This is a genomic window from Bacteroidales bacterium (assembly GCA_035353855.1).
Taxonomy (GTDB): domain Bacteria; phylum Bacteroidota; class Bacteroidia; order Bacteroidales; family CG2-30-32-10; genus DAOQAK01.
Genome location: DAOQAK010000019.1, coordinates 46,683 through 60,023 on the forward strand (window position 1 = coordinate 46,683; position 13,341 = coordinate 60,023).

Annotated in this window: 9 protein-coding genes; 6 read left to right on the forward strand and 3 right to left on the reverse strand. The window is 32.4% G+C overall.

Annotated elements, in window-relative coordinates; all coding sequences use genetic code 11:
• Positions 1 to 47 precede the first annotated feature (47 nt).
• From PKK00_06550 to PKK00_06575, 6 genes are all read left to right on the forward strand, one after another.
• A complete protein-coding gene (locus PKK00_06550; protein HNW98053.1) occupies positions 48 to 1,982 on the forward strand; it encodes a sulfatase-like hydrolase/transferase in 1,935 nt (644 codons plus the stop codon).
• The gene (locus PKK00_06555; GenBank protein HNW98054.1) at positions 1,979 to 2,863 is read left to right on the forward strand and encodes a diacylglycerol kinase family lipid kinase; all 885 of its coding nucleotides are present in this window, start codon (positions 1,979 to 1,981) and stop codon (positions 2,861 to 2,863) included. The genes PKK00_06550 and PKK00_06555 overlap by 4 nt, the downstream gene beginning before the upstream one ends.
• Entirely contained in the window at positions 2,864 to 3,205 is a 342-nt protein-coding gene (locus PKK00_06560) for a translation initiation factor (protein HNW98055.1), read from the forward strand.
• Positions 3,206 to 3,265: 60 nt separating this feature from the next.
• Entirely contained in the window at positions 3,266 to 7,102 is a 3,837-nt protein-coding gene (locus PKK00_06565; GenBank protein ID HNW98056.1) for a DUF3857 domain-containing protein, read from the forward strand.
• Positions 7,103 to 7,165: 63 nt separating this feature from the next.
• Positions 7,166 to 7,879, forward strand: a complete 714-nt coding sequence (locus PKK00_06570) for a hypothetical protein (GenBank protein HNW98057.1) — start codon at positions 7,166 to 7,168, stop codon at positions 7,877 to 7,879.
• Between the two features lie 11 nt (positions 7,880 to 7,890).
• Positions 7,891 to 8,331 (forward strand): hypothetical protein, encoded by a 441-nt coding sequence (locus PKK00_06575; GenBank protein HNW98058.1) that lies wholly within the window; start codon positions 7,891 to 7,893, stop codon positions 8,329 to 8,331.
• Positions 8,332 to 8,461: 130 nt separating this feature from the next.
• Here PKK00_06575 and PKK00_06580 read toward each other — a convergent pair whose 3' ends face one another.
• The 3 genes from PKK00_06580 to PKK00_06590 all read right to left on the reverse strand — a co-directional run bounded on the left by PKK00_06580 (position 8,462) and on the right by PKK00_06590 (position 13,057).
• Positions 8,462 to 10,465: a tetratricopeptide repeat protein gene (locus PKK00_06580; protein HNW98059.1), complete on the reverse strand. Its 2,004-nt coding sequence runs from the start codon at positions 10,463 to 10,465 to the stop codon at positions 8,462 to 8,464.
• Between the two features lie 114 nt (positions 10,466 to 10,579).
• Positions 10,580 to 12,385 carry a tetratricopeptide repeat protein gene (locus tag PKK00_06585; protein HNW98060.1) on the reverse strand — a complete coding sequence of 602 codons (1,806 nt, stop codon included), beginning with the start codon at positions 12,383 to 12,385 and terminating at the stop codon, positions 10,580 to 10,582.
• Positions 12,386 to 12,622: 237 nt separating this feature from the next.
• Entirely contained in the window at positions 12,623 to 13,057 is a 435-nt protein-coding gene (locus tag PKK00_06590; protein ID HNW98061.1) for a (4Fe-4S)-binding protein, read from the reverse strand.
• Positions 13,058 to 13,341: the final 284 nt, after the last annotated feature.

A 13,341-nucleotide genomic window follows, 5' to 3' on the forward strand; every position in this document is an offset into this window, starting at 1 on the left:
CTTAACCGTGTCGTTTTCTTTTTAAAATATTCCTACCTTTGCTCATGATGAAAAGGTTACTCAAAGGCAGTTATTATAAGATTTTTTTCACCAGGATACTTTACGTATTTATTCTTTTTTCATTAACAAGAATATTGTTTTTCGTTTTCAATCATCAATATTTTCAAACAACTTTAGTTGAATTTTTAAAAATTTTATTTTACGGTCTTCTTTTCGACCTTTCAGCAATTATTGCATTCTATTCCATTTTTATATTCTTTAGCATTATTCCATTTCATTTAAAGCACTCCAAAGAATATCAAAAATTTTTACAATTCCTTTTCACTATTTCTACAGCAATTGTTTTAGCCGGAAATTTATTGGACTGCGAATATTTTAAATTCACACAATCGCGCACAATAGCCGATATTTTTAATGTTCTGGGATTGGGTTCCGATTTTACTTCACTCCTGCCCCAATATGTAAAAGATTTCTGGTACCTGTTCCTGGTATGGATTTTATTAATCATCTTAACATGGATTTTCTTTAGCAAAACAAAAATTATTGCAGATGAAATTTCAATAAAGAAAAAAATATTTTCCTTCTATCTAAAGGAAACTTTAATTTTTATTTTAATTTCAGGTATTAGTATTGTTGGATTCCGTGGGGGATTCCAGCTCCGCCCAATCAGTATCATGACCGCAGGGCAATATACTTCGACACAAAATGTAGCACTGGTATTAAATACTCCTTTTACAATTATAAAAACTATTGGAAAAACTGGTGTTAAGAATATCAAATATTTTGATGACAAAGAACTAAAAAATATATTTTCACCAATACATAATTATAAAAAAGATACGGCACAAAAAAAATTAAATGTTGTTATCATAATTCTCGAAAGTTTTTCAAAAGAATATATTGGTGCATTAAATAAAGAACTCGATAATGGTAAATATAAAGGGTATACTCCTTTTCTTGATTCACTGATAAATCACAGTCTTGTATTTACCAATGCTTTTGCAAATGGCAAACGTTCTATCGAAGGCGTTCCTTCTGTGCTTGCAAGTATTCCTTCGTTAATGAATGATGCTTTCATCACTTCGGTTTATTCCGGAAATAAATTTAACAGTATTGCCAGTTTGCTTAAAGGAGAAGGGTATACCTCTTCATTCTTTCATGGTGGCACAAATGGGACAATGGGATTTGATGCATTTATAAATTCTGCCGGTTTTGATAAATATTATGGACGGACAGAATATAATAATGAAAAAGATTTTGATGGCAAATGGGGTATTTGCGATGAAGAATTTCTGCAATATACTGCCACAACACTTGATCATTCATCGAAACCTTTTATAGCAGGAATATTTTCTCTTTCTTCTCATCACCCTTATAATATTCCGGTACGATATAAAAATAAATTCAAAGGCGGGAAATTACCAATTTTAAAAAGTATTCAATATACCGATTATGCTTTAAATAGATTTTTTAAAACGCTATCAGAAAAGTCATGGTTCGATAATACAATATTCGTTATTACTGCCGATCACACTTCGGAATCGCAATACCCGGAATACCAGACACGCTGTGGGATGTACCGAATCCCAATTATTTTTTACCGCCACAACAGTGATTTGAAAGGAGAATGCAAAACCATAACTCAACAGGTCGATATCATGCCTTCTGTTTTAGATTATCTTAACTTTGATAAAAATTTTATTTCATATGGTGAAAGTGTTTTCGACAGTACACATAAACATTATGCAATAAGTTATGTAAATGAAACATACCAGGTAGTAATGAACGATTATGTTTTAGTGTTCGACGGGAATCATGCTTTATCTCTTTATAATCATGCAAAAGATAAACTTCTTACAAATAATATCATCAACAAAAACTCTATTATAAAAAAAGAAATTGAACAACATGTTAAAGGAATAATTCAGGTGTATAACAGCAATTTGATTGAAAATAAAATGACCATAAAAGAACTGAAATGAGTGAACAAAAAAAGAAAATAATATTCATAATAAATCCCATTTCAGGCATTGGAAGGCAGGTATTGGTTGAAAGAGCTATTAAAAAATTTCTCGATCATTCCAGATTCACTTATGAAATAATAAAGACAGAATATGCTCATCATGCAATTGAAATATCGAGAAAAGCATCCCTGGAAAAAACAGATATAGTTGTAGCTGTTGGTGGTGATGGCTCTGCAAATGATGTAGCCTGCGGATTGGTGAATTCCGAAACCATCATGGGATTGATTCCTGTCGGCTCAGGCAATGGACTGGCGCATCATCTGAAGATCCCTTATTTATTAAAAAGATCCATTGGCATAATTAACAGGCAAAAAGTTTCAAGAATAGATACGGCAACTATTAATGACAAACTTTTTATAAGTATTGCCGGCCTTGGGTTCGACGCTTTAGTTGCCGAGGAATTTGCAAAAAGCAAACGACGCGGTTTCTTTTCGTACCTGATCAATGTAGTTGTTCAGTTTTTTAAATATAAACCTTTGCAATATAAAATCAGTTTTAATAATCAAAGTATTTCATGTTCCGCTTTATTAGTGAGTTTTGCCAATTCCGACCAGTTTGGTTACAATATTACCATTGCTCCCGATGCCAGGATCAATGATGGTTATATTGATTTATGTATTATTCATCCTGTTTCAGTTTTTAGTGCAGCATTTATGGCAAATAAACTTTTCCTGAAAAACATTAACAGATCAAAGCATGTGGAAATTCATAAAGTTAAAGAAGCACAAATTGAGGTTTCTGATAAGGTTTCCTGTCATATTGATGGCGACCCTGCTGAAAGAACAAATAATGTAAATATTAAAATTGCACCCAAATCACTTAATATAATCATACCGTAAATGCAAAAGAAAAAAAATATTTCCGGAGTTGTATATTCTACAAACCCAGATTTTCAATATAATTATCAAAATAGTGATGAACCCGAAACATTACCCCCGCAACAGCAGCAACTGCGTGTTTTCATTGAAACCAAACACCGCGGCGGAAAAACAGCTACGGTCGTAAAAGGTTTTATCGGTAAAAATGCTGACCTTGAAACATTGGGCAAACAAATAAAAATGAAATGTGGTACAGGCGGAAGCGTGAAAGATAATGAAATAATTATACAAGGGAATTTCAGGGAAAAAGTAACACAATATTTATTAGCCCAAGGATATAAAGCAAAAATAGCAGGAGGTTAAATGTAAATTATTTTGTATTTTTATAAAAACTAATATCTGAACAAATAACGAATAATAAATATGACGAATCGCATTAAAATTTTCAAAACAATTGTAATTTACATTTCTGTTTCGCTTATGCCTTTTATAAGCATCGCACAGGATGGGTGGACCGAAATAAAAAAGAATGATAATGTTTCTGCAAAAAAAATATTCCTGGAACAATTAAAAACCGACAGCACTAACCTGAAGGCGTTATATGGCATGATTTATATTTCTGAACTGGTACAGGATGACATTTCGTATAGCAAGTATATCAATTGCCTTATAAATAATCATAAGCAACCTGAACATTATTTATTATTCAACAACGAATATAATAATTATAAAAACAAACTTTCATTCCGTAACGATTCGCTGAAAACTGCCACTACCCTGTTGAATGTTGAAAAAGCATATTCATTGTTTAACGAAAGAAAATTTGCCGAAAGTAAAAAAGCTTTTTCAGAAATCACCGGAAACTACAATTGGAGCGTAATTGGACCTTTTCAAAGTATTTCGGGTTATGGATACGTGAAGGAATACGAAATTGAAAAAGACAATTTCGATACAACAAAATTATACGACAGTGGTAACGGAATCGATTATAAATGGGTAAAACGAAACCTGCGCAACGATGATGGAAAAATTGTTTTCACTGATAACCTTCCTGATGATTATAGTGAAACGGTATATTTTGCAAACACATTTATTAATGTACCCGAAACAGTAAAAGCTCAGCTTCGCATTGCCCGCAACACACCAATAAAAATATGGATAGACGGTTATCTTGTTTTTCAGAATGATAAAAATTCAAAATTCAAATGGGATAATGATATTGCCGAATTAACCTTAACTAAAGGCACACACAGGATTTTGGTAAAATGTGCTTCGCTTAATTATGATACTGATAATGGCAATTTTCTTGCTTATCATGATGCATCCGGTTTCTCATATTCATATAATGATTATTTCGATAGTTATTCCTCACTTTTTGGTTCATCATTTTCTGGCGACCCACAATTTGCATTGAGAATAACCGATGCAAACGGTACATTATTAAAAAATATTAATTCTGATTTTAATGCATCATATTCAGCATCGTCGTTCGATGTGAATACATACAATTATAAACTTACTGATATATTTAAAAACGCAATAGCTAAAAATCCCGATGAGCTGGCTAATTATTTTTTCCTGTGCAAAGCATCTATCAACTCAGTGGAATCAATAGAGAATGAAGAATTTTTTGTTAAACTTTACCGGAAGAATCCCGACATGGTTTTCTTTAAATACCTGGCAGCAAAGATCTACGCATTAAATAAAAAAGATGAGAAAGCATATCTTATCCTTAATGATATTGATGAAACCAAAACCCCAGTTTTTGCACTTTCATACGAGAGCCTGAATAAAATTGATCAGGATGCCGATGAAAAAGAATATGCAAAATTGTTATTCCATCTCGATTCTGTTTATCCTTTCAACTACTCTATAATCCAGGATGTGATTTCATATTACCAGAAAAAAGGAATGAACGATGAGAAAAAGAAATATGTTAAAGAAAAATCAATCGCGTATCCTTCATACAAAGAAGACCTGAAAGAATACCTTGAAGACGAGAACTACAAACCTGATGAATACAAACCTGAAACGGATCGCGACAGAAAAAAAGAAGCAAAAGAAGCTTTAAAAAGTTTGAAGAATAATTTTTATTCATGGGATTATGAAACATTGATCACCTATTATAAAAATAAGAATAAATATGATAAAGTTATAAACCTGTATAATGAAATCATATCCATTGAGCCTTATGTTTGTTCACACAGAACAGATAAAGCAAACTTCCTTTATACAAAAGAAAAATACGACGAAGCCCTTTCTAACTTGTTTACTGCCCTGGAAATGACTCCTTATTCCGAATCGATTCTTGAAACAATTGGCGATATATATTCCGATAAAAAAGAAAAAGAAAAAGCCATTGAATATTACGAAAGAGCGCTTTCATTAGAGCATTCCAATTATACCCGTGAAGATATAGAAGAGAAAGTGGAGAAGCTTACAGAGAAAGATAATATAAAAGAATATTTTACCACGAAAAGTTTTGATGATATTCTGAGCAAAAATGGATGGGAAGAAAAATACAAAGATGAAAAGTCGGTAGTACTTATGTACACTAAAGATGTATGCCTTGACAAAAAAAGGACCACTCATATTTACCAGAAATTAATGATCAAAATTCTTAGTGAAGATGGTGCTAGAAAATGGACAGAAAATAATTTCAGTTTTTTAGGGCAGCTGAACTATGTGAAAGTAATTAAGAAAAACGGGGCCGAGATTACTCCCGATATGAATTATGAATATGTCGTATTTAAAGATCTTGAACCCGGTGATATTATCAAGCTGGAAGGTACTTACAAAGGTTATCTTGAAAATGAATTCGACAACAGCATGTTCCTTCTCAATTACATTTCATTTGACGCTCCTGTTTATTATTCGAAAATAGAAGTGATACTCCCCGACAGCATTGAATTTAAATATGACTGTCATAAAGTTACCGATAATGTGATAAAGAAAAATGAAAACGGGTATACCTTTTATCGTTGGGAATTGAATAATATTCCAAAGTACGAAGAAGAAGCAGATGTTTATGACCGCATTGAACCGTACGCATATATCTGGGGCACCACAATTAAAAGCTGGAGTACCATTCCTGAATGGTACAAACAAAAAACATATAAAAAACTGGAAGCTACTTACGAGTTAAAAGAAGTTCTTGATACAATAATCAAAACCAATATGACTCCATTTGAAAAAGTGGAAGCTGTATACAATCATGTTACTCAAAATATTGATTATTCCTATGTCGACTTCCTGCAAAGCAATTATATTCCTAAACGTCCGGGACTGACATGCTCCGGCGGAATTGGCGATTGTAAAGATGTAGCCACGCTTATGATATCGATGTTACGCCAGCTGGGTATTGAATCATATTTCGTACTGGTAAAAACAAACAGGTATTTTCATAAATATATTATGCCCAGCATGCTGTTCGATCATGTTATTGTTGCTTACGTGATTGAAGGGAAGACATATTTTGCCGATCCCACATCAAACTATTATCCGTATTTCTGTCTTAACGAAAACGATGCCGATGCACATGCAATAATAATCCGCGATGGGGAATCAGATATTTTTAAATTAAATAATTATTATTCCGACCCTGTAAATAATATGCAGGAAATTAATATTGATGCTGATTTTAAAGAAGACAAATCAATTACTGTAAACGCTGATGTTAATACACAGGGCATAGAAGCCGGTTACCTTAGAGAAGTATTAAACCCCATGACCAATGAAGAACAGAAAAAATTCATTCCCGAATATTTTGGCGAACAACTTCTGGAAAATATGAAAATTGTAAGTTTTGATTTTGGTAATCTTAAAGATATTTCAAATCCTTTAAAATCAAATATTAAATTATCAGCCGAAAACTATGGTGAAAAAATTATGAGCATGCTGATTTTCCGCATTCCTTTTGTAAAAACTATTCTTTCCAGCACTGCTCTTAATAAAGAAAAAAGATTCACAGCTATTGACCTTTCACAGATACTGAATATTACTCCGGTAGTTCAAAAAGTAAATATTAAAATTCCTAAAGGATACAAGATTGCTGAAAAGCCACAAGACATACTTATTGAAAATAAATTCGGGAAATATGAATTAAAATTCACTAAAACTACCGATGAATTAATCGTTACAAAGACTCAAATTTTCAAAAACCGTGTTATTGAAGTGGAAGATTTCGATGCATTCAAAAAATTCTATACAGAAATTAAAGATGCCGATGAAACAAAACTCTCAATAAAAAAGTCAGAGTAAAATATTTAAAAAACCTGTAATGTAAATTGCAGGTTTTTTTTATCTTTGAAAAAAAGAAATACGATGAAAAAAACTTTACTCTTTATTCCATTAATCCTGCTGCTGTTTATTTTCCATAATAGTTCAGTAGCACAAGTAAGTTCGCTAAATATTGGATGGACATATGCTCGCATGTTCTCCCCTTTAAGCAACCTTGAAATCCCTATGTATGAATTCAACTTGAATAATCCCAACATCGAAAAAAAATATGACATGCCTGAATATTTCAGGGGGATATATACCGACTGGCGCATTGGCAGCCCAAAAGGAGGAATGATTATAGGATGGGCAAATAAACATGCTATTGCCGAAGCCGAAGGCATTGCCAAAGAAGACACCGATTCATTATATAAGGTACGAAATATCAAAACCCGCTTAAATGTATTAAGCTGGGGAGGATATTTTAGTCTATACCGAAGAATAAAAATGGGGATCACATTTGATTTCGGAAGTTTTAAAGTAATAAAAAAAGTAGCGCCGAAAGATGAATTCAAAAATGCTGAATGGGTTGCATTATATGATAAAAAGGGAACAGGCACCTTGGGGATGACTGTAAATATAAGCTTCCCTATTAAACTTAGCGAATCGCTTCAACTCCGCTTTCAGCCCTATGCGCAATATGTATTTATTGCTGCTCCGTTAAGTGTGGAAACAACTTATTATACCAATAAATATTTCTACAATCCATCTAGTTTTGGTATCAATACCTTTTTATCATTCATTTGGGGAAATCATTAAAAACATATACTATGAAAACAAAATATATATTTTCAATTTTATTCATAACCATATTTTTTATGTCGTGTGAAGTAAACCAGCAGGGATTAAGAAAATTCCACGGAAACTGGAATATCGACAAAATGGAATATTATGAAGTTAGCGGTGGCAGCTATACATTGGTAACCACAACTAACGATGCCGGTTATTTTCAGCTATACGATCAAATGTATGATGACCAGGAAAATGATTGCATATACAAATTCAACACGAACTTAACTTCATACTTTGCAACTGCACTAGGTACTTCAGGAAGTTGCTTATGGTATTGCCCGGCAAAAAACCAGATCGATTTCACCGGTGCCAGCGCAACCAGCGTTACTGTTGTCAAGAAGAATACAAATAATATGGAATGGACATATAAAAGCGGAAACTTTAAAGAAGTATTTACACTTAAACGAATTGATATCTAAAAGAAAAATTAATGTAAAAAAAGCGGAATTAAATTCCGCTTTTTTTATTGCATCACTATTGTCATTCCAAAAAAATTACATTCGCAAACCAGGCAAGAATGATTATACATTAACAATACAACAGTTTAGATTATTTACAATATTTGGAAATATTTTCTTTCGCCTCATTCAACCCAAGCGCTTCTGCATTTTTATAATCGGCGCAGGCTTCATCAAATAACTTCATTTTGATATACTCATTTCCACGACTGAAATATGCACCAGCATCATTAGGGTTCAGTTCAATAACTTTAGAGAAATCAGCAATAGCCTTATCCGAAATACCTTTTGAATGATATGCAACTCCCCTATTAAAATACACATTAGCATTATCGGGTTTTAATTCAATTGACTTTGAATAATCAGCAATAGCATTATCCAATAACCCCTGGTAGTTATATACATTACCACGATTATAAAAAGCATCAGCATATCCGGCATCCAATTCAATGGCTTTAGTATAATCGGAAATCGCTTTTTCAAATGATCCCATACTGCTATAAGCGTTTCCACGGTTATAATAAGTAACAGGAAATTTTGGTTTCAGTTCTATTGCTTTAGAATAATCAGCAATTGCTTTATCGTATTTTTTCTGATTATAATATTCTCCGGCCCGATTGCTATATGGATCGGCATAATCCGGTTCCAGTTCAATAGCCTTAGAGTAATCAGCAATAGCTTTATCGGCAAATCCTTGCGCTCCATATGCAAACCCGCGATTGTTATAAGCTTTTGTATGTTTTGGATTCAGCTCAATAGCTTTTGAAAAATCGGCTATAACATCATTCATATCTTTTTTCCTGTCTCTTTTTATACATCCCCTGTTAAAATATGCCAGCGTAGACTTAGGGTTTTGTGAAATAACCGTATCATAAAAAACCAACGGATCGGAATAGTTCCATGATTTTATTAATGTGAACGAACTGAAAAATATTATTACTGCAATAAATATCCATGTTCGTTTTGTGTCGCTATTTGTTGTTTTTTCCCATGGAAATAAATATAAAACAAATAAAAGGACACCTATCATTGGAGAGAAGAAACGATGATCCAGGTAATCGATATAAGGATGCCTGTAGAACATTGGAGGTAAAATGAAAATTAAAAACCAGGAAATACAAAATATTTTTTCTTTAATTGATCTTTCTTTATTCTTGAAAAATAATATAAGCAAAACAATAATTATAACAATACCCATAACGGTTTTTAATGTAGAGAAATTCGGAATAGGTGCAATTTTATATGGGATAAAAAACATGGCTATGGCTTCGGGGATGGTTCGCAGATTCCAGAGAACAGACATTATCCCTACTTCATCTTTATCATTTGAAAAACTCCCGATTGCCTTGATGCGCATCCAATACATCAATATTCCTGAAATGGCATAAAGCAAAAGGAGAATAAAGTATTTTTTTTCAAAACGTTTTTCTTTAGTATATAAAAAATAATAAAGCACAAACAGGATTGGAAGTAACATAGCACTTTCCTTGCAGAATAAAGCAATGGTGAATGTTATCCAGTGCCAGAATAAAAAATTATTCTTTTTTGTTTTAAGGAATTCAATGAAAAAAATAAACGACAATAATGAAAATAAGGTCAACTGCAAGTCGCCGCGGGCAGGAATCCATGCCACAGAAGAAATAAACAGAGGATGCATGCAATATATCAAACTGCCTAATATTGCGGGTTTCACAGGCAATGATAATTTTCTGAAAAAGATAAAAAGCGAACACGCGATACATCCTAAAAGCAAAACATTCGTCAAATGATACATCCATGGGTTATTTCCGCCCGAAAGCTGGATGTCTGTCATATACGACAATGTTTGCATAGGGCGGTAGAACGAACTGCACTTTGAAATAAAAGCATCGGTAAGAAAAGCAAAAGGAGCATTGTAAAAATCACTCAAAAAAGAAATGTTATCGATGATAATGACATCGTCATCAAAAAATGAAAAATCAAATGCAAGCGTTTGTATGTAGAGTAATACAGGTATTAAGAAAACTAAAACGAAAGGAATAACAGGATTCTGTTTTTTAGCCAGTGGTAATGGCTTTTTAATCGTTGTGTTTTTTTGAGATTGATTTTGTTTCATTAAACTTTTTATAGAAAATTTATTATTAATTTTTTACCACAGATTTGCCGCAACAAACACAATGTTTTTTTTGCAAAGTTCACAAAGAAAATTAAAGCGTAAATTATTCCTTTTTTATTTTTCCTTGCAACACTTCTCCATATTTGCTTTTGCTGCTTTATCACCTAGCTCATCAGCTTTTTTATAATCAGTGCAGGCTTTATCATTCAATCCCTGCCTGTAATATGCATCACCCCTATTATTGTATGCTTTTGCATAGTCCGGTTTATTTTCAATAGCTTTTGTATAATCAATTATAGCCTTAACATATATTTTTTGAAGAGAGTATACATAACCACGGTTATTATATGCACGGGCATAACCAGGATCGATTTCAATTGTTTTATTGTAGTCGGCAATAGCTTTATCATATTCTCCCTGGTTAAGATATATGTTTCCTCTATCGTAATATGCTTCGGTATAGTCAGGTTTCAGCTCAATTGCTTTTACATAATCATTCATTGCCTTGTCATATAATTTTTGTTGAAAATATGCATTACCGCGATTATTATATGCTTCAGCGTAATCGGGTTTTATTTCTATCGCTTTAGTATAACTGTTTATCGCATCCTGCAAATCTCCTTTATATATTTTTATAATGTTTCCTTTGTTGTAGAATGCTATTGACGATTCGGAGTTTTCTGTTGCCGCATTATAAAAAGTTAAAGGGTCGTGATAGTTACGTGATTTTATTATGGTCATAAAAGAAAGAAAAGCAATAATGACGATCAGCAACCACGGTTTTTTTATATCGCCTTTATCGAACCATTTCTCAGGTACTGCAAATAGCATGAATAATAATATACCAATATGAGAAAGGAAGAAGCGATGATTCAAATAATCAATCTGGATATTTTTAAAAAACATAGTGGGCAGTATCAGCAAGAGGAACCATGCAAAGCAAAATATTTTTTCCTTATTGGATTTTTCTTTATTCTTTATGAATACCAGTATCAGCAATGCTATTATAATCAACCCAAGAATGGTTTTTAAAAAAGAAAAAACAGGAAATGCTGTAATATTAATAGGAATAAAAAATATGGCCAGCGATTCGGGAATGGTTTGAATACTTTGAACAAAAGCAGGAAAGCCAACAATATCTTTCGGACTTGAATAATTTCCAATTACAACAGAACGCAACCAAAACCATAATACTCCTGAAATCCCATAAAGTAAAATATTGACAAGATATTTTTTTTCAAAATGTTTCCCGAATGAAAACACAAAATAATATATAATGAAAAGAAACGGAAGAAACGCCGCAGTTTCTTTACAGAATAAGGCAATAGTGAACGATGCCCAGTGCAAATATAAATACGGGTTCTTTTTCTGCTGAAGGAATTCGATAAAAAACAAAAATGACAATAACGAAAAAAAACCCAGTAACAAATCGCCACGTGCAGGAATCCATGCTACCGATGATACGAATAATGGATGCACACAAAAAAGCAATGTGCTTAATAATGCCAGTTTAATTGGAATTAAAAATTTGCGAAGAAATAAAAACAACAGGACAGAAATAAACCCTATCAGCAAAACATTTGTTAAATGATACATCCATGTATTATTTCCACCCGACAAGGAAATATCAAACATGTATGACAATGTTTGCAATGGACGGTAAAAATGACCTTTATCGCTGATAAAAGCTTCTTTTAAAAATACCTGTGGTGCATTATCAAAATCGCTAAGAAAAGTGATGTTGTCCGAAATTAATTGTTCATCATCGAAAGAAGTAAAATTAAATGAAACCGTTTGCAGATATAGTAAAACAGGAACAATAAAAGCAATGATCACTGATATAACAGGATTGATAACTGTTTTTTTTGTGGTTTGATTATTTACCTTTTGTGATTTTATATTTTGATTGTTTTTTTTCATCCAGATCTATGAATCATTAAAATATTTTTACCGCAAAGAGTTAAAAGTTTTCGCAAAGTTTGCAAATAAGATTTATTCTATACCGACAGAAAAGAGTTTTGCAAAAATATTTTTTGTTTTCTGTACGGTATAACTCGTTCTAAATAGTTTTGCCTTTGCAAACCTGATAAGAACGAGTATAAATTCATTATTAAATGTATTTCTTTTTCAGCATATCAACTTGTCAACTTATTTAACTTAATCATCAATATTAAATTTCCCTTTATGTGAACCATCGCAGAACGGTTGCTTCTTGCTTAGCCCGCAACGACAAAGTGCTGCCGATTTAGCACAAACAATTTCATTCCCGTCGACATTGGTAATTTTAAAATCGCCTTTAACAATAAAAGGCCCATTTTTTTTAATTGAGATTTCGGTATTATGTTCTGCTTTGTTTTTTATTTCTTCATCTTTTACATTATTCCTGTAATAAGTCAATGCATCGGTAGGACACCTGTTAACCACATCAATAATCTCATCGGTAGAAGCTCCGTCCATTCTCACCCACGGTCTTTCATAAGGAATAAAAACTTTGGGTAATTCGGTAAAGCAAACAGCTGCATGCACACATAAATCGGGTTTCCACACAACAGTAATTTCACCATTTGAATATTTTTTAGTTATATTTTTCATCTGAATAAAAATTATTAGAAATTATTTTTTTCTCTCGCTAACCCATGTATTCATCGGGGCACATCACTATCTCGCTCGTGAATATCCATGATAAAATAAATCCCACATTGAATTCCTGCTTGAATTTTATTCATCACGATTGATGCAAGTATACATTTGCTTAGATATTTAATTTCTATTTTTTTTCAAATTTAAAATTAATCGTCAATGTTCACAATTGATTTTTCCCATTTTTTTGGAGTTTCCTCAGGAAAAAAGCAGGGAAAAATCAAAACGCTTTAATA

Coding starts and splice junctions, on each gene's coding strand:
- PKK00_06570 (HNW98057.1), top strand. CDS start 7,166: ATGAAAAAAACTTTACTCTTTATTCCATTAATCCTGCTGCTGTTTATT.
- PKK00_06555 (HNW98054.1), top strand. CDS start 1,979: ATGAGTGAACAAAAAAAGAAAATAATATTCATAATAAATCCCATTTCA.
- PKK00_06550 (HNW98053.1), top strand. CDS start 48: ATGAAAAGGTTACTCAAAGGCAGTTATTATAAGATTTTTTTCACCAGG.
- PKK00_06560 (HNW98055.1), top strand. CDS start 2,864: ATGCAAAAGAAAAAAAATATTTCCGGAGTTGTATATTCTACAAACCCA.
- PKK00_06590 (HNW98061.1), bottom strand. CDS start 13,057: ATGAAAAATATAACTAAAAAATATTCAAATGGTGAAATTACTGTTGTG.
- PKK00_06585 (HNW98060.1), bottom strand. CDS start 12,385: ATGAAAAAAAACAATCAAAATATAAAATCACAAAAGGTAAATAATCAA.
- PKK00_06580 (HNW98059.1), bottom strand. CDS start 10,465: ATGAAACAAAATCAATCTCAAAAAAACACAACGATTAAAAAGCCATTA.
- PKK00_06575 (HNW98058.1), top strand. CDS start 7,891: ATGAAAACAAAATATATATTTTCAATTTTATTCATAACCATATTTTTT.
- PKK00_06565 (HNW98056.1), top strand. CDS start 3,266: ATGACGAATCGCATTAAAATTTTCAAAACAATTGTAATTTACATTTCT.